This is a genomic window from Pseudomonas sp. Soil_N_39 (assembly GCF_057655955.1).
Genome location: NZ_JBDGLI010000010.1, coordinates 77,971 through 94,140, shown reverse-complemented (window position 1 = coordinate 94,140; position 16,170 = coordinate 77,971). Strand labels below are relative to the sequence as shown.

The 16,170-nt window shown below is 59.1% G+C and carries 18 protein-coding genes and 1 tRNA gene; 7 read left to right on the top strand and 12 right to left on the bottom strand.

Annotation, left to right across the window (positions count from 1 at the left end):
• Positions 1-2 precede the first annotated feature (2 nt).
• From iscA to trmJ, 6 genes are all read right to left on the bottom strand, one after another.
• On the bottom strand, positions 3-326 hold the full coding sequence (gene iscA, locus AC3A5O_RS16285; protein ID WP_122568811.1) for an iron-sulfur cluster assembly protein IscA: 324 nt from the start codon (positions 324-326) through the stop codon (positions 3-5).
• Positions 327-351: 25 nt separating this feature from the next.
• Positions 352-738 carry a Fe-S cluster assembly scaffold IscU gene (iscU, locus tag AC3A5O_RS16280; protein WP_003185157.1) on the bottom strand — a complete coding sequence of 129 codons (387 nt, stop codon included), beginning with the start codon at positions 736-738 and terminating at the stop codon, positions 352-354.
• 43 nt (positions 739-781) lie between these two features.
• Entirely contained in the window at positions 782-1,996 is a 1,215-nt protein-coding gene (locus tag AC3A5O_RS16275) for an IscS subfamily cysteine desulfurase (RefSeq protein ID WP_305469825.1), read from the bottom strand.
• Between the two features lie 50 nt (positions 1,997-2,046).
• Positions 2,047-2,538 carry a Fe-S cluster assembly transcriptional regulator IscR gene (gene iscR, locus AC3A5O_RS16270; RefSeq protein WP_122568813.1) on the bottom strand — a complete coding sequence of 164 codons (492 nt, stop codon included), beginning with the start codon at positions 2,536-2,538 and terminating at the stop codon, positions 2,047-2,049.
• Between the two features lie 267 nt (positions 2,539-2,805).
• The gene (gene cysE / locus AC3A5O_RS16265) at positions 2,806-3,582 is read right to left on the bottom strand and encodes a serine O-acetyltransferase (RefSeq protein ID WP_092165673.1); all 777 of its coding nucleotides are present in this window, start codon (positions 3,580-3,582) and stop codon (positions 2,806-2,808) included.
• A gap of 1 nt (position 3,583) precedes the next feature.
• Positions 3,584-4,354 carry a tRNA (cytosine(32)/uridine(32)-2'-O)-methyltransferase TrmJ gene (trmJ, locus tag AC3A5O_RS16260; RefSeq protein ID WP_305482741.1) on the bottom strand — a complete coding sequence of 257 codons (771 nt, stop codon included), beginning with the start codon at positions 4,352-4,354 and terminating at the stop codon, positions 3,584-3,586.
• Between the two features lie 144 nt (positions 4,355-4,498).
• Here trmJ and suhB point away from each other — a divergent pair, with 144 nt between their 5' ends.
• Entirely contained in the window at positions 4,499-5,317 is an 819-nt protein-coding gene (gene suhB / locus AC3A5O_RS16255) for a type III secretion system regulator SuhB (RefSeq protein WP_003185165.1), read from the top strand.
• Positions 5,318-5,813: 496 nt separating this feature from the next.
• Here suhB and AC3A5O_RS16250 read toward each other — a convergent pair whose 3' ends face one another.
• The 6 genes from AC3A5O_RS16250 to queA form a co-directional block, all read right to left on the bottom strand.
• A complete protein-coding gene (locus AC3A5O_RS16250) occupies positions 5,814-6,362 on the bottom strand; it encodes a glycine zipper 2TM domain-containing protein (RefSeq protein ID WP_014336691.1) in 549 nt (182 codons plus the stop codon).
• Between the two features lie 117 nt (positions 6,363-6,479).
• Positions 6,480-7,394 carry a protein translocase subunit SecF gene (gene secF / locus AC3A5O_RS16245; RefSeq protein ID WP_122568816.1) on the bottom strand — a complete coding sequence of 305 codons (915 nt, stop codon included), beginning with the start codon at positions 7,392-7,394 and terminating at the stop codon, positions 6,480-6,482.
• A gap of 9 nt (positions 7,395-7,403) precedes the next feature.
• Positions 7,404-9,272, bottom strand: a complete 1,869-nt coding sequence (gene secD / locus AC3A5O_RS16240; protein ID WP_305469820.1) for a protein translocase subunit SecD — start codon at positions 9,270-9,272, stop codon at positions 7,404-7,406.
• A 63-nt stretch (positions 9,273-9,335) separates the two neighbouring features.
• Positions 9,336-9,674, bottom strand: coding sequence for a preprotein translocase subunit YajC (gene yajC, locus AC3A5O_RS16235; protein ID WP_007916913.1), 339 nt, complete (start codon positions 9,672-9,674; stop codon positions 9,336-9,338).
• A gap of 43 nt (positions 9,675-9,717) precedes the next feature.
• Positions 9,718-10,833 carry a tRNA guanosine(34) transglycosylase Tgt gene (gene tgt / locus AC3A5O_RS16230; protein WP_161951757.1) on the bottom strand — a complete coding sequence of 372 codons (1,116 nt, stop codon included), beginning with the start codon at positions 10,831-10,833 and terminating at the stop codon, positions 9,718-9,720.
• Positions 10,834-10,847: 14 nt separating this feature from the next.
• Entirely contained in the window at positions 10,848-11,897 is a 1,050-nt protein-coding gene (gene queA / locus AC3A5O_RS16225; RefSeq protein WP_025211994.1) for a tRNA preQ1(34) S-adenosylmethionine ribosyltransferase-isomerase QueA, read from the bottom strand.
• A gap of 108 nt (positions 11,898-12,005) precedes the next feature.
• On the opposite strand from queA, the gene AC3A5O_RS16220 reads away from it, so the two are divergent.
• The 6 genes from AC3A5O_RS16220 to AC3A5O_RS16195 all read left to right on the top strand — a co-directional run bounded on the left by AC3A5O_RS16220 (position 12,006) and on the right by AC3A5O_RS16195 (position 16,002).
• Positions 12,006-12,090, top strand: a tRNA-Leu gene (locus tag AC3A5O_RS16220).
• Positions 12,091-12,567: 477 nt separating this feature from the next.
• On the top strand, positions 12,568-12,897 hold the full coding sequence (locus AC3A5O_RS16215) for a hypothetical protein (RefSeq protein ID WP_487753457.1): 330 nt from the start codon (positions 12,568-12,570) through the stop codon (positions 12,895-12,897).
• Positions 12,898-12,994: 97 nt separating this feature from the next.
• Positions 12,995-13,399 carry a hypothetical protein gene (locus tag AC3A5O_RS16210; protein WP_487753456.1) on the top strand — a complete coding sequence of 135 codons (405 nt, stop codon included), beginning with the start codon at positions 12,995-12,997 and terminating at the stop codon, positions 13,397-13,399.
• 146 nt (positions 13,400-13,545) lie between these two features.
• On the top strand, positions 13,546-13,833 hold the full coding sequence (locus AC3A5O_RS16205) for a barstar family protein (protein ID WP_487753455.1): 288 nt from the start codon (positions 13,546-13,548) through the stop codon (positions 13,831-13,833).
• Between the two features lie 126 nt (positions 13,834-13,959).
• The gene (locus AC3A5O_RS16200; RefSeq protein ID WP_487753454.1) at positions 13,960-14,628 is read left to right on the top strand and encodes a DUF3885 domain-containing protein; all 669 of its coding nucleotides are present in this window, start codon (positions 13,960-13,962) and stop codon (positions 14,626-14,628) included.
• A 36-nt stretch (positions 14,629-14,664) separates the two neighbouring features.
• Complete coding sequence (locus AC3A5O_RS16195; protein WP_487753453.1) at positions 14,665-16,002, top strand: hypothetical protein; 1,338 nt, start codon at positions 14,665-14,667, stop codon at positions 16,000-16,002.
• Positions 16,003-16,170 lie beyond the last annotated feature (168 nt).

The window sequence follows — 16,170 nt, the reverse complement described above, 5'->3', positions numbered from 1 at the left end:
CCTCAGATGTTGAAGCTTTCGCCGCAGCCACATTCACCGCGCACGTTGGGATTGTTGAACTTGAAGCCTTCGTTCAACCCTTCCTTGACGAAATCCAGTTCGGTGCCGTCCAGGTACGTCAGGCTTTTCGGGTCGATGATCACTTTCTGACCATGACTTTCGAATACCTGATCGTCTTCGCCCACTTCGTCGACGAATTCCAGCACATAGGCAAGACCAGAGCAGCCCGTGGTGCGAACACCCAGGCGGATACCCTCGCCCTTGCCGCGCCCCGCGAGGGAGCGCTGAATATGCTTAGCTGCCGCTTCTGTCATCTGGATAGCCATGGAAAACTCCTTACCGTAACGCGGATCAGATCAAGCCTTTCTTCTGCTTGTAATCGCGAACGGCGGCCTTGATGGCGTCTTCGGCGAGTACCGAGCAGTGGATCTTCACTGGCGGCAGGGCCAGCTCTTCGGCCAGCTGGGTGTTCTTGATGGTTTCGGCTTCATCAAGGGTCTTGCCCTTCATCCATTCGGTGGCCAGGGAGCTGGACGCAATGGCCGAACCGCAGCCGTAGGTCTTGAACTTGGCATCTTCGATGATGCCCTGCTCGTTGACCTTGATCTGCAGGCGCATGACGTCGCCGCACGCCGGAGCGCCGACCATGCCAGTGCCGACATCAGGATCCTGCGCGTCCATCTTGCCGACGTTGCGCGGGTTCTCGTAGTGGTCGATGACCTTTTCGCTATATGCCATTTGCTTCAATCCTCATCAGTGAGTCGCTCTGGTGGCGACTTCTTCAGTGCGCCGCCCACTCGATTTTCGAAATGTCGACGCCGTCTTTGTACATGTCCCACAGCGGCGACAGAGCGCGCAGCTTGGTAACGGCCTCGCAGACTTTCTGCGCGGCGTAATCGATTTCTTCTTCGGTGGTGAAACGGCCGAAGGTAAAGCGAATGGAACTGTGGGCCAGTTCGTCGTTGCGGCCCAGGGCGCGCAGTACGTACGAAGGCTCCAGGGACGCCGAGGTGCACGCTGAACCGGACGACACGGCCAGATCCTTGAGCGCCATGATCAGCGACTCGCCTTCAACGTAGTTGAAGCTCAGGTTCAGGTTGTGCGGTACGCGGGCGGTCATGCTGCCGTTGACGTAGAGTTCTTCGAGGTGCTCGACCTGCTTGAAGAAGCGGTCGCTCAGGGCCTTGATGCGGACGTTCTCGGCCGCCATGTCTTCTTTGGCAACACGGAAGGCTTCGCCCATGCCGACGATCTGATGGGTCGCCAGGGTACCGGAACGCATGCCACGCTCGTGACCGCCGCCGTGCATGGTCGCTTCGAGGCGAACACGCGGCTTGCGGCTGACGTACAGGGCGCCGATGCCTTTAGGGCCGTAGGTCTTGTGGGCGGAGAACGACATCAGGTCGACTTTCAGCTTGGACAGGTCGATGTCGACCTTGCCAGTGGACTGCGCGCCGTCGACGTGGAACAGGACGCCCTTGGAACGGGTCAGCTCGCCGATGGCCGCGATGTCGTTGACGGTGCCGATTTCGTTGTTCACGTGCATGATCGAAACCAGGATGGTGTCGTCGCGCAATGCGGCTTCGACCATGGCCGGGGTGATGATGCCGTCTTCACCTGGCTCGATGTAGGTGACTTCGAAGCCTTCACGCTCCAGTTGGCGCATGGTGTCCAGGACAGCCTTGTGCTCGATCTTGGAGGTGATCAGGTGCTTGCCTTTGGTGTGGTAGAAATGCGCGACACCCTTGATTGCCAGGTTGTCGGATTCGGTGGCACCGGAGGTCCAGACGATTTCACGCGGGTCGGCGTTGACCAGGTCGGCGACCTGGCGACGGGCGTTTTCGACCGACTCTTCGGCCTTCCAGCCGAACACGTGGGAACGGGACGCCGGGTTACCGAAGTTTCCGTCGACCAGCAGGCATTCACTCATTTTTTGCGCAACACGCGGATCAACCGGGGTGGTCGCAGAGTAATCAAGGTAAATCGGCAATTTCATGGACTTTCTCCTAAATCAGGCTGGCTGGCGTTCCGCGTGCTCTGCGGCAGTCATTCGACGGCGGACGCTTCAATCTTGTCCAGGTGCAGCGTCTTGCCATTGCAACGGCGCTGGTCCTGACGCTGGGCTACTTCTTGCACCTCACGGCGAGTTACAAGGTCAGCCAAGCTGATACCGCTCAGAAATTCGTGAATCTGCAGGCTGAGGTCGCACCACAAGTGGTGGGTCAGGCAAGTATCGCCGCCATGGCAGTCGCCAAGGCCCTGGCATTTGGTCGCATCGACCGATTCGTTCACCGCATCGATCACCTGGGCGACCTGGATGCCCTGCATGTCGCGCGACAGCTGGTAGCCGCCACCGGGGCCGCGAACGCTGGAAACCAGGTTGCTGCGGCGCAGCTTGGCGAACAGCTGTTCAAGGTAAGACAGGGAAATGCCCTGGCGCTCGGAGATATCGGCCAGGGACACCGGCCCGTGCTGCGCATGCAATGCCAGATCCAGCATTGCGGTCACGGCGTATCGGCCTTTTGTAGTCAGTCGCATGGACAATTACCACGGAGTTCGGAATGGGGGCGAGTATGCAATTCCCGAGTATTTAAGTCAAGTATAAGACCTAGTGCTTTACTCAGGTTTACCCGCGAAAGAGCGCGCGCATGATAGCAAAGGCTGGCCAGTGGCGACCAGTGATACCGCGTTATCGTTCATCGCGAGCAAGCTCGCTCCCACATTGGATCTGCGGCGGCCTTCGAATTGTGACCACTGCAAATCCCCTGTGGGAGCGAGCTTGCTCGCGATGGGGCCAGCAGGGTTTCAGCTGGCCTGGCTCTCATCCTTGTCCTTCACACACGCGAAATCTTCCTCGCGCAGCTCAGGCAGGTCCTTGGCACAGTAATTACTGCCCAGGTCCTTCAGGGCGCCGCACATCCCCTCCAGGCGCCCATCGACGGCCTGCAGGTGATCGAGCAACTGGTTGATGGCGCGGGCGACCGGGTCGGGCATGTCCTCGCCAACACCGTAGGCGTCGAAGCCGATCTTCTCGGCCATGGCCTTGCGACGGGCATCCTGCTCCTCGTCGGATTTGACGATGATCCGGCCTGGAATACCCACCACGGTCGCGCCCGGCGGCACGGCCTTGGTCACCACGGCGTTGGAGCCGACTTTCGCCCCCGCCCCCACCGTGAACGGCCCGAGCACCTTGGCGCCGGCACCGACCACCACGCCGTCTTCCAGGGTTGGGTGGCGCTTGCCTTTGTTCCAGCTGGTGCCGCCGAGGGTCACGCCCTGGTACAGGGTCACGTCGTCGCCGATCTCGGCGGTTTCGCCGATGACGATGCCCATACCGTGGTCGATGAAGAACCGACGGCCGACCTTGGCACCCGGGTGGATCTCGATCCCGGTCAGCCAGCGGCCGAAGTTCGAGACCAGCCGCGCCAGCCACTTCCAGCCCATGTTCCACAAGGCACCGGACAGGCGATGGATCCAGATGGCGTGCATCCCCGGGTAGCAGGTCAGCACCTCAAAGGCATTGCGCGCCGCCGGGTCACGATGGAAAACACTTTGGATATCTTCACGCAAACGTTCGAACATTTTATTTCTTCCGCTTAATCAGCTCGCCACGGGCCGCCTTCTGGGTTTCCGTGAGGATGCCGCGCAATATATTCATCTCCGCCCGGCTGACCGAGCTTCGTCCGTACAACCGACGCAGGCGCGCCATCAAGTGTCGCGGCTTTTCCGGGTCGAGGAATTCGATGTCCACCAGGGTCTGCTCCAGGTGTTCAAAGAATCGTTCCAGCTCGTCCATGGTCGCCAGTGTCTCACTGCGCGGCGACGTGACCTCGGTTTTTTCGACTTTGCTGGGCTTGCCTTCGGCCGCCAGCCAAGCCATGCGCACTTCATAACTCAACACCTGCACCGCCGCCCCCAGGTTCAAGGAACTGAACTCGGGGTCGGAAGGGATATGCACGTGAAAGTGACATCGCTGCAGCTCGTCGTTGGTCAGACCGGAGTCTTCACGGCCGAACACCAGGGCGATTTCAAAGCCTTGCGCGGCCTCCTCGACCACTTTGGTCCCGCATTCGCGGGGGTCGAGCAGCGGCCAGGGGATACGGCGGTCGCGGGCGCTGGTGCCGAGCACCAGGTTGCAACCCACCAAGGCATCTTCGAGGCTGGCGACGACCTGGGCGTTGGCGAGGATGTCACCGGCGCCGGAGGCCCGGGCGTCGGCTTCGTGATGGGGAAACAAGCGCGGCTCGACCAGCACCAGGCGCGACAGGCCCATGTTCTTCATGGCCCGCGCAGCTCCGCCGATGTTACCCGGATGGCTGGTATTGACCAGGACGACACGAATGTTCTGCAACAAGGGAGGCGCTCTCGAACACGATAAAGGGAGCAAATCTTACATAAGCACCTACCGTTAAGCTATGAAAGCGAACACCAACCTTCTCCTCGGAAAACTTTCTGATAGAATGCGCGGCTTTCTTTAACAACCTTAGGTGACACATCCATGCAGCCCATGCTGAATATCGCGCTGCGCGCCGCCCGCAGCGCCAGTGAACTGATCTTCCGCTCCATCGAGCGCCTGGATACCATCAAGGTCGATGAAAAAGACGCCAAGGACTACGTGTCCGAGGTCGATCGTGCCGCCGAGCAAAAGATCGTCGACGCCCTGCGCAAGGCTTACCCGAACCACTCCATCCTCGGTGAAGAGACCGGCATGCACGCCGGTACCGGCATCGAAGGCGAAGAGTACCTGTGGATCATCGATCCGCTGGACGGCACCACCAACTTCTTGCGCGGCATTCCTCACTTCGCTGTCAGCATCGCCTGCAAGTACCGTGGCCGCCTGGAACACGCCGTTGTGCTGGACCCGGTTCGCCAGGAAGAATTCACCGCCAGCCGTGGCCGTGGCGCCCAACTGAACGGTCGTCGCCTGCGCGTCAGCGGCCGCACCAGCCTGGATGGCGCCCTGCTGGGTACCGGCTTCCCGTTCCGTGATGACCAGATGGACAACCTGGACAACTACCTGGGCATGTTCCGCGCCCTGGTCGGCCAGACCGCCGGCATCCGCCGCGCCGGTGCTGCGAGCCTGGATTTGGCTTATGTGGCTGCTGGCCGTTTCGATGCGTTCTGGGAGTCGGGCCTGTCCGAGTGGGACATGGCTGCGGGTGCCCTGCTGATCCAGGAAGCCGGCGGCTTGGTGAGTGACTTCACTGGCGGCCACGATTTCCTTGAGAAAGGTCACATCGTTGCTGGCAACACCAAATGCTTCAAGGCTGTGCTCACCGCCATCCAGCCGCATTTGCCGGCTTCGCTGAAGCGCTAAGCAGCTCGGCTACAGAAAAAGCACCCTTCGGGGTGCTTTTTTTATGCCTGCCCCACACCACTCAGCTCAGATGAACACCCCGTGGCGAGGGAGCTTGCTCCCGCTGGGCTGCGCAGGCGACCCAAGATCTTGCGGTCGCTGCGCAACCGAGCGGGAGCAAGCTCCCTCGCCACAATGGATGACACCTGAGCATGGATGCAGGCTGAACCACCGCTATCGCGAGCAAGCTCACTCCCACAGAGGGATTTGGGCCGGGCACAGGTTTCGTATCCGCTGGAGATCCAGTGTGGGAGCGAGCTTGCTCGCGATGGCGGTGGCACATTCGACATGGATGCAAGCTGATCCACCGCTATCGCGAGCAAGCTCGCTCCCACAGGGAATTTGGGCCGGACACAAGATTTGTGTCCACTGCAGCTCCCACAGGGGATTGGTGACGGGCCATGAAATGCGGGCATAAAAAAAGCACCCCGAAGGGTGCTTTTTTATAGCGGTTGGATTACTGAGCTGGTTCGTTCTGGCCCAGGATCAGCTGACCTTCCTTGCTCACCGGGATCTGGTTGCCCGGGTCGCGGTCCATGCGGACTTTGCCTTCTTTGCCGTCGAGCATGTAGCGAACGTCGTAGCCTACCACCTTGTCGCTGATGTCATTGACCGTGTTGCAGCGAGTCTGGGTGGTGGTGTAGGTGTCGCGTTCCTGCATGCCTTCCTGAATCTTGTTACCGGCATAACCACCACCGGCCGCACCCGCCACGGTAGCGATTTTCTTGCCGGTGCCGCCGCCGATCTGGTTACCCAGCAGGCCACCGGCTACGGCGCCCAACACGGTACCGGCGATCTGGTGCTGGTCCTGGACTGGCTTCTGCCGAGTCACGGTGACGTCCTTGCACACTTCACGCGGGGTCTTGATTTGGGTCTTGACCGGCTCCACGGCCAATACTTGCGCATACTCAGGGCCACTTTTTACCAAGCTGTAGGTGGCGACCGCACCACCGGCTGTTACACCGACAGCACCCAATACCGCACCAACCAGCATCGATTTGTTCACTTGAACCTCCTGACCATCACAAGCGGATTAATCCGCGCTTCTCCCAGCCTTGGAGCACAAAAAAAGGCGCGAGTTCAACTCGCGCCTTTTCTGCTGTGACGGACGGGAAACCGAGCCTTATGGGCGGTCGTCCACTTCCGTGTCAGTGGCCGCAGGAGGAATCAGATCCTCGGAGCTCAGCTTCAGCCAGATCAACACCACGTTGGCGATGTAGATCGACGAGTAAGTACCCGCCATCACACCAATGAACAGTGCAATGGAGAAACCGAACAGGTTGTCGCCGCCGAAGAACAGCAGTGCGGCAATCGCCAGCAAGGTGGAGATCGACGTCGCCATGGTCCGCAGCAGGGTCTGGGTGGTCGAGATGTTGATGTTCTCGACCAAGGAGGCCTTGCGCAGCACCCGGAAGTTTTCACGCACCCGGTCGAACACCACGATGGTGTCGTTGAGCGAGTAACCAATGATCGCCAACACTGCCGCCAGCACCGTCAAGTCGAAGGTGATCTGGAAGAACGACAGGATGCCCACGGTCACGATCACGTCGTGGATCAGCGAGACAATCGCGCCCACCGCGAACTTCCACTGGAAGCGGAACGCCAGGTAGAGCATCACGCCGCCCAGCGCCAGCAGCATGCCGAGGCCGCCCTGGTCGCGCAGCTCTTCACCCACCTGCGGGCCAACGAACTCGACGCGCTTGACCTGGGCCGGGTTGTCGCCACCGGCCTTCTGCAAGGCTTCGGCTACCTGGTGACCCAATTGCGGGTCTTCACCTGGCATACGCACCAACAGATCAGTCGTTGCGCCAAAGCTCTGCACGATGGCATCGCTGTAGCCGGAGGACGCCAGTTGCTCACGCACCTTGGTGACGTCAGCCGGACGCTCGTAGGTCAGCTCGATGAGCGTACCGCCGGTGAAGTCCAGGCCATAGTTCAGGCCCTTGGTGGCCCAGCTGAACAACGCCAGGACTGTAAGGAACAAGGTGAGGCCGAACGCAATATTGCGAACGCCCATGAAGTTGATTGTACGTAACATGGCAGCCCCTTAAATCCACAACTTCTTGAAGTCACGACCGCCAAAGATCAGGTTGACCATTGCGCGGGTCACCATGATGGCTGTGAACATCGAGGTAAAGATCCCGAGGGACATGGTCACTGCGAAGCCCTTCACCGGGCCGGTGCCCATGGCAAAGAGAATCCCGCCCACCAGCAACGTGGTCAGGTTGGAGTCGATAATCGCAGTAAATGCCCGGCCGAAGCCTTCGTTGATTGCCCGCTGGATCGACATGCCCGCTGCGATCTCTTCACGTATCCGCGAGAAGATCAGCACGTTGGCGTCCACCGCCATACCCATGGTCAACACGATACCGGCGATACCCGGCAGGGTCAGCGTGGCGCCCAGCAAGGACATCAGGGCCAGCAGCAGCACCATGTTCACCGCCAGCGCAACCGTGGCGATCAGGCCGAAGAAGCGGTAGATGGCGATGATGAACAGCGACACGAACAGCATGCCCCACAGCGAAGCATCGATACCCTTGGTGATGTTGTCGGCACCCAGGCTCGGGCCAATGGTGCGCTCTTCAGCGAAGTACATTGGCGCGGCCAGGCCACCGGCACGCAGCAGCAGGGCCAGTTCCGAGGACTCACCCTGGCCGTTGAGGCCGGTGATGCGGAACTGGCTGCCCAGCGGCGACTGGATGGTCGCCAGGCTGATGATCTTCTTCTCTTCCTTGAAGGTCTGTACCGGTACGTCTTTCTCGACGCCATTGACCACTTGCTTGGTGTAAGTGGTGGTCGGCTTCTGCTCGATGAAGATCACCGCCATGCTGCGACCAACGTTGCTGCGCGTGGCGCGGCTCATCAGTTCGCCGCCATGGCCGTCCAGGCGAATGTTCACCTGCGGACGACCCTGCTCGTCGAAGCCCGCCTGGGCGTCGGTCACCTGGTCACCGGTGATGATCAAGCCACGCTCGATCTGCGCCGCCGGACGACCGCCCTCACGGAACTCGAAGCTCTCGGAAGTGGCCCTGGAAGCCCCCGGCTCAGCGGCCAGGCGGAACTCCAGGTTGGCGGTCTTGCCGAGGATACGCTTGGCTTCGGCAGTGTCCTGCACGCCTGGCAACTCAACCACGATGCGGTTGGCGCCCTGGCGCTGCACGATCGGCTCGGCCACACCCAGCTCGTTGACGCGGTTACGCACCGTGGTCAAGTTCTGCTTGATGGAGTATTCGCGGATTTCCGCCAGCTTGGCCGGGGTCATCGCCAGACGCAGCACCGCCTGACCATTGAGGTCGGCCGGCACAATGTCGAAATCATTGAAGTTCTTGCGGATCAGCGCACGGGCCTGCTCGCGGGCATCTTCATCGCTGAAGCCCAGCTGAATGGCACCGTCGAGTGGCGGCAGGCTGCGATAACGCAGACGCTCTTTACGCAGCAGGCTCTTGACGTCGCCTTCGTAGACTTTCATCCGCGCGTCGAGGGCTTTTTCCATGTCCACTTCCAGCAGGAAGTGCACACCGCCGGACAAGTCCAGGCCCAGCTTCATCGGGTGCGCGCCAAGCTTGCGCAGCCATTGCGGAGTGGTCTGGGCCAGGTTCAGGGCTACGACGTAATCGTCGCCCAACGCCTTGCGCACCACGTCCTTGGCTGGCAGTTGGTCTTCCGCCTTGACCAGGCGCAACAGACCGCCCTTGCCACCTTCGGCAACGGTCGCAGCCTTGACTTCGATGTTGGACGCCTTGAGCGCAGCGCTCGCACGGTCCAGATCGGCCTGGGTGACCTGCAGCGCAGTGCTTGCGCCACTGACCTGAATGGCCGGGTCATCCGGGTATAGATTGGGAGCGGAATAAATCAGACCGACCGCCAGCACCGCCAGGATCAGTACATATTTCCACAGAGGGTATTTGTTCAGCATCACGCCGCCCGCTTATGACGCGGGGCGCCTTGCGCGCCCCGTCGATTGAATAGAAGTTGTTACTTAGATCGCTTTCAGCGTGCCTTTTGGCAGCGTGGCCGCGATAGCGCCCTTCTGGAACTTCATTTCAACAGTGTCGGACACTTCCAGTACCACGAAGTCATCAGCCACTTTGGTGATCTTGCCAGCGATGCCGCCGGTGGTGACCACTTCATCGCCCTTCTGCAAGCTGCTCAGCAGGTTCTTCTGCTCTTTGGCGCGCTTGGCCTGTGGACGCCAGATCATCAGGTAGAAGATGACCAGGAAGCCGACCAGGAAAATCCACTCGAAACCACCGCCCATAGGGCCGGCAGCAGCAGGTGCAGCCGCGTCAGCCATGGCATTAGAGATAAAAAAGCTCATTTAGCACTCCAGTTGCAAGTATTGAATCTAGGGATCGGAAAACTCAGTCCAAGGGCGGAACAGGCAACCCGCGCTTGGCATAGAAGGCCTCGACAAAGGCGGCCAATGTACCCTGTTGGATAGCCTCGCGCAAACCAGCCATAAGCACCTGATAATGGCGCAAATTGTGGATGGTATTGAGCATACTGCCGAGCATTTCGCCGCACTTGTCCAAATGATGCAGATAAGCGCGGGAGAAGTTCTGGCAGGTGTAGCAATCGCACGTCGGATCCAGCGGCGAATCATCATGGCGATGGAACGCGTTACGGATCTTCAGCACACCAGTGTCGATGAACAGATGCCCATTGCGGGCATTACGGGTTGGCATCACGCAATCGAACATGTCCACACCGCGGCGCACACCCTCAACCAGATCTTCCGGTTTGCCAACGCCCATAAGGTAACGAGGTTTGTCAGCGGGCATCTCGCCCGGCAGGTAATCGAGCACCTTGATCATCTCGTGCTTCGGCTCGCCCACCGACAGGCCGCCAATCGCCAGGCCGTCGAAGCCGATCTTGTCCAGGCCTTCGAGGGAGCGCATGCGCAGGTCGCGGTGCATGCCGCCCTGCACAATCCCGAACAGCGCCGCGGTGTTTTCGCCATGGGCGTTCTTCGAACGCTGGGCCCAGCGCAACGACAGCTCCATGGACACCCGCGCCACGTCTTCATCGGCCGGGTACGGCGTGCATTCGTCGAAGATCATCACGATGTCCGAGCCCAGGTCGCGCTGCACCTGCATCGACTCTTCCGGGCCCATGAACACCTTGGAGCCGTCGACCGGAGAAGCGAAGGTCACGCCCTCCTCCTTGATCTTGCGCATGGCACCGAGGCTGAACACCTGGAAACCGCCGGAGTCGGTCAGGATCGGGCCCTTCCACTGCATGAAATCGTGCAAGTCACCATGGGCCTTGATCACCTCCATACCCGGGCGCAGCCACAGGTGGAAGGTGTTGCCCAGGATGATCTCCGCGCCAATCGCCTCGATGTCACGCGGCAGCATGCCCTTGACCGTGCCATAGGTGCCCACCGGCATGAACGCCGGGGTTTCCACGGTACCGCGGGGGAAGGTCAGACGACCGCGACGAGCCTTGCCATCGGTGGCAAGCAACTCGAAGGACATGCGACAGGTGCGACTCATACTGTTTCCTCGGGTCCGCGTGGCGCGGGGTTACGGGTGATGAACATCGCATCACCGTAGCTGAAAAAGCGGTATCCATGCTCGACGGCGGCCTTGTAGGCGGCCATGGCTTCGGGATAACCGGCGAACGCCGAAACCAGCATCAACAGCGTGGATTCAGGCAAATGAAAGTTGGTGACCAAGGCATCGACCACATGAAACGGCCGGCCCGGGTAGATAAAGATATCGGTGTCGCCACTGAACGGCTTGAGCACGCCATCGCGGGCGGCACTTTCCAGGGACCGCACGCTGGTGGTCCCCACCGCCACCACCCGCCCACCGCGAGCACGGCAGGCCGCCACGGCATCGACGACTTCCTGGCTCACTTCCAGCCATTCGTTGTGCATGTGATGGTCTTCAATGCGCTCCACACGCACCGGCTGAAACGTACCGGCGCCAACATGCAGCGTCACGAACGCCGTCTCGACACCCTTGGCGGCAATCGCCTCCAGCAACGGCTGATCAAAATGCAGCCCCGCCGTCGGCGCCGCCACCGCCCCCAGGCGCTCGGCGTACACGGTCTGATAACGCTCGCGGTCCGAACCTTCGTCCGGGCGATCTATATAAGGAGGCAACGGCATGTGCCCGACACGGTCGAGCAGCGGCAACACCTCTTCGGCAAATTCCAGCTCGAACAACGCATCATGCCGCGCCACCATCACCGCCTCGCCGCCACCGTCGATGAGGATCGACGACCCCGGCTTGGGCGACTTGCTCGACCGCACATGGGCCAGCACCCGATGACTGTCCAGCACCCGCTCCACCAGAATCTCCAGCTTGCCGCCGGAGGCTTTCTGGCCAAACAACCGCGCCGGAATCACCCGGGTATTGTTGAACACCATCAAATCGCCCGGGCGCAAATGCTCAAGCAAATCAGTGAATTGACGGTGAGCCATGGCACCGCTGACCCCGTCCAGGGTCAACAGTCGACTGGCGCGACGCTCGGCCAGAGGGTGGCGAGCGATCAGCGAATCCGGGAGTTCGAAGGTAAAGTCAGCAACACGCATGATGGGGTTCGTCTAGCAGGGCCGGAAAGTCTAGCGGAAATATCAAAAATTCACCATGAAACGTGATTGACCAACGGTAGGCACCTCTCTATACTTCGCCGCCATTGAGCCCTGATGGCGGAATTGGTAGACGCGGCGGATTCAAAATCCGTTTTCGAAAGGAGTGGGAGTTCGAGTCTCCCTCGGGGCACCATCTTAAAGAAAGACCTTGAAATTCAAGGTCTTTTTTTTCGTCTGTAGGAAAGTGGTTTTCTGCGGGTAATGCAGGGCTCAGCCAGTCCCCTACCCGCTTTTGTGGTGAGGGGATCTATCCCTACTGCCCTTTGTGGTGAAGGGATTTATTCCCCCCTTGTGGCGAGGGGATTTATCCCCGCTGGGCCGCGAAGCGGCCCCCCATAGCCAACCCCATGGAGAGGAAGAACCTGTGGTAAGGAAGAACCTGGGAACAAGGAAGAACTCCGGTGGTAGAGAAGAATCTGTGGCAGGGAAAAACCTGTGGTAGGGGAAGATCCTGTGGCAGGAGAAGAACCTGTGGCGAGGGAGCTTGCTCCCGCTTGAGCGCGAAGCGCTCACAATGCAGTCACCACCCTCACCAATACCCGAAGCTGCCAAATCCAAGACATTAACCATCACCCCACCCTCCCCACCCAGTCACAAAGGATTTCACCCCATGGAATTGCTGCTGGAAACGGTCGCTCTTTACTCCCTCAAGCTGGCGTATGAGACGGAGGGCCACAGCCCGATCCTGCGGGATGATCCATTGATGGGCAGTTGCGACCGGGAGGTTTTTGAGTTGTTGATACGCCGGGGCGATGTGGCTGGGATTCAGCGCGAAATCGGTCGATGCCTGGATTTAGCGTTGGGAGCGATTGGTGGGGTGGACACGGTGCTAGGCCGAGAGCTGCATCGTTTGGCTACGGATTTCAGCGCAGTTCAGAAGATGGACGATCTTTACGCTCCGCTCATCGCGCTTAACAGTTACGTGAAAGATATTCTATAAACCCCATCGCTCGTTCCCACGCTCCGCGTGGCAACGCATCCCGCGACGCTCCACGTTGCAGCCTTACAGGCAAAACACGCTCCTACGCAGGTAATTCATGGACGACATCATCGCAGCGATAGGCAGTTGGCTAACCGAAACCCATGAAGCGAAACGGCGGATGGTGAGCAACCTGGAAATGCTCTTCTGGATTGCCGTCGCGATTGTCGGCGCGATCGCCGCGAAGGATTACGCTGCGAAGCGTAAGGCACTGATGACTCGAACGGAGCAAGCCTTGCCGGAGAAGGACCTGACCGCTACATCGTTGAGTGACGAACAGGGTCGTGCAGTTAAATATGTCGGCACCCTGCGGCGGGTTGAGGGCGGATATACCGTTAGCTTGATTCGGGAGGCTGACGGGGAGCGCACCGAGTCGTGTAGCGAGGTGATGCCTTCGTTGGAGAAGGTTGAGGTTTATCTTACAAGTTGCACTTCGTTTGTTTTGTCGGATTTCAAAAGCTGAAGTGGCTGTTAACGGCAGCCATGACGGGCCCGTTCGCACAAAGACAGACGCCTAAGAGAAGTGAATCGAACATTTCGGCCGATGAAAATAATCCGCCCCAATTCAGTTCTGATCGCTGACCGCTAAACGCTATTGAGGCTCGGACGATGACCCGCCCACAGCTTGTGCAGATTGACCTAAACGGAGTGATGAGTGCCGACGAACTCCATTCCACCCTGAGCGATGCGCTCGGTTTCCCCGGCTGGTACGGCTGTAACTGGGATGCCTTCTGGGACGCAATTACAGGATTGGTGGAAATGCCCGTGCAACTGAAAATTTCCGGGTGGGATGTGTTGTCCAGGCGCTTACCCAAAGATGCTGAGCTCATGCAAAAGTGCCTTGAAGACCTGAGTCTTGAGCATCCATCGCTCGCGCCCAATGTGGAGTTCGACTGAGCGCGAGAACGCGGCGACGGCTAGCGGTGCGACATCCAAGGTCATCGACCCACTATCCGAGGCGTCGTAACATCCCATCGCACCACCCAAACCATGGAAACGGTTGAAGAGCTGCCCAGGACACACGTGAATCTACAAATCGAAATCAAACGAATCTTTGGCAGCAACACGTTCGCCAGACCACTGTTCTATTCCTATCACGGCGGCTTGCGCTTTGAACTCTCCGAGTCCGGCGGAGTGATCGATCAGTTCCTAACCGCGCACCGCAAAGCGACAAGGATCTGCAACGACATCTTCCACGGCGAAGACGAGCTCGTCGTCTGTCTGCGCGCCTACTCTGACGGAAACCATTTCATCCACAGGCCAGTGCTTCGCGCGCTGCGATCCGCCGGAATACTCATTCCCTCTACGCGTTCAATCTGGCGTGAGGATATAGCCGCTGACGAGTGGTATAGCGAAGATCAGCCAGAGTATTGGATCAATATCGCGTTCAAACTCCCCATCTCCCGTCTTGATACGTTGCTATGGGGAGCCCTAGCCAAAGACCTTGCTCCGATCCAACCGCAATTCAACTGCCTTTTGTATCTTTTCAACCTGCCGCAGGGCGTTATGGTCTTCCCCTATGACGACAGAGGCATGGATGCCGTTGGGCCTAACGAAACGCTGCTCAGGCAGCTGTACTGTCAGCATCAAGAGTATTTACTGGATTACGACCGCGCAGAGATGGATAGCACGTTTGCCGCAGCCGCCCCTTCCCCACCTTCTGGCCCTTCAGGCAAAAAGCGCTTCAAGTAACCAAGGAATGTCTACAGCATTGAAGGACTCAGATTGATGCCAATTTCCATAGGGAGTTTCTTCTACCCTTACGTAAAGTTTCTTCACGGCGCGGCCTACAACCTGCACCAGATCCTGGAGGGGCTTGGCGTCGTATCATCGACCTTCACCGGGCGTAACGACGCCGGGCAAATCACCGGAACCTACTGGTCGCCCGATGAAGCGATGATGGCCACACTTGGCTATCTGATGATGCTGTCGCTGCTGCTGATTCCCTTGCTGACAGCAGCGGCCTATACGGTGGGCAAGAAGCAAGGCGTGCTCATCTTCTTCGCACTCTTGCTCCTACCGGGAACGTTGAACTGCCTGGGCCTTTTTCCCAACATCAATTACCTGCCCATCCGTTACGCCATCAATGGCGTTGGGAAACTGGGCAGCGAAGTCGGGCTGATTCCCCTGTTGATGCTTTGCGCCATCACCGGATGGGCCGTCATGGTGCTTATCTATGACAACCTCAACCTGACCGAACGCTTCCGTCAGATATACGATCACTTCTGGTTTCCGCTGGCATTGGTCGCCGCGGTGTTCTTCGTGGCGGACAACGGCGCCAACGAAGACGCCACATTGCTGAAGGAGGCGACGGCGAGCATCCAGGACGCCAGCGCGTTCCTGTTGAGCCAGATCAGGCGCTACGATGATTATTGCAGGGCTAATGGCCTGGATAGGCTGAAATCGTGCCAGTGGAGCAGCAATTCGCAATGGACTTTTACTCACATCAAGGAAGGTGAAGCCAGCTACTTCATAGATTTCGCACCGGACGACTCCAAAGGGTTCTACGCCGCGACGAGAAGAACCATAAGCGACGAGGATGTGATCGCCATCCGCAAAGAGATCAACGACTACAACCAACGGTTGTGCCCCGTGAAGTACTTTTCTAATGTCATCTCGCGCTCATCGCCGCTCTCCAGCACCTGCGAGTACGTCCCCCGTGGCTATTGCTCGGCCAATCCTGATGGCCCACCGGGTCTGGTGGACAAAAATATCAGCAGTCACACCGTAGCCTTGGCCAGCGAATGCATTGTTCCGTGGCTCGCCGGTGCCAAGCCTTCCTTGAAGCAGTTGTCGGCGCTGGTCAGCCAACATGACAAAGCCAAGAATCACCGTTGGCTGTATTTTCTTGCTGTCGCTGTGGCGGTCGGAGCGAAGGTGGCCTTGGCGACTACCAAGCTATGTTTGATTGATGCGCGGCCTGCGGCTGATAGGCGTCGGGTTTTGAGGGTTACACGGCAGAGGCTGGGGCAGTGCTTCCGTGTACTGAGGCGCCTGCTGGTCGGCTTCGGCCAATTAACATGGTTCGCCGCTCTCCGGGTATCGAAGCTGCTTAAACGGGAATAGCACGGCGGGACTAGCTTCTATCGGTAGATACACTGGGGGCTGGCCGTTTTGTGCCGGGGTCGAGACAAAGAAGACGGACAGTCTTGTCTAGTCCTGAAACAGGTGTAAACCTATTTCAGGACTAGACAATTTCAATAAAAACAGCAATTGGACAAAACCGCATCAGCC

Excerpts from the sequence above, each read along its gene's own strand:
- AC3A5O_RS16275 (WP_305469825.1), bottom strand. The coding sequence starts at position 1,996 with ATGAAATTGCCGATTTACCTTGATTACTCTGCGACCACCCCGGTTGAT.
- tgt (WP_161951757.1), bottom strand. The coding sequence starts at position 10,833 with ATGTCCTTCGAGTTGCTTGCCACCGATGGCAAGGCTCGTCGCGGTCGT.
- AC3A5O_RS16215 (WP_487753457.1), top strand. The coding sequence starts at position 12,568 with ATGGAATTGCTGCTGGAAACGGTCGCTCTTTACTCCCTCAAGCTGGCG.
- cysE (WP_092165673.1), bottom strand. The coding sequence starts at position 3,582 with ATGTTCGAACGTTTGCGTGAAGATATCCAAAGTGTTTTCCATCGTGAC.
- iscR (WP_122568813.1), bottom strand. The coding sequence starts at position 2,538 with ATGCGACTGACTACAAAAGGCCGATACGCCGTGACCGCAATGCTGGAT.
- yajC (WP_007916913.1), bottom strand. The coding sequence starts at position 9,674 with ATGAGCTTTTTTATCTCTAATGCCATGGCTGACGCGGCTGCACCTGCT.
- AC3A5O_RS16205 (WP_487753455.1), top strand. The coding sequence starts at position 13,546 with ATGACCCGCCCACAGCTTGTGCAGATTGACCTAAACGGAGTGATGAGT.
- secD (WP_305469820.1), bottom strand. The coding sequence starts at position 9,272 with ATGCTGAACAAATACCCTCTGTGGAAATATGTACTGATCCTGGCGGTG.
- AC3A5O_RS16195 (WP_487753453.1), top strand. The coding sequence starts at position 14,665 with ATGCCAATTTCCATAGGGAGTTTCTTCTACCCTTACGTAAAGTTTCTT.
- AC3A5O_RS16210 (WP_487753456.1), top strand. The coding sequence starts at position 12,995 with ATGGACGACATCATCGCAGCGATAGGCAGTTGGCTAACCGAAACCCAT.
- suhB (WP_003185165.1), top strand. The coding sequence starts at position 4,499 with ATGCAGCCCATGCTGAATATCGCGCTGCGCGCCGCCCGCAGCGCCAGT.
- queA (WP_025211994.1), bottom strand. The coding sequence starts at position 11,897 with ATGCGTGTTGCTGACTTTACCTTCGAACTCCCGGATTCGCTGATCGCT.
- iscU (WP_003185157.1), bottom strand. The coding sequence starts at position 738 with ATGGCATATAGCGAAAAGGTCATCGACCACTACGAGAACCCGCGCAAC.
- secF (WP_122568816.1), bottom strand. The coding sequence starts at position 7,394 with ATGTTACGTACAATCAACTTCATGGGCGTTCGCAATATTGCGTTCGGC.
- iscA (WP_122568811.1), bottom strand. The coding sequence starts at position 326 with ATGGCTATCCAGATGACAGAAGCGGCAGCTAAGCATATTCAGCGCTCC.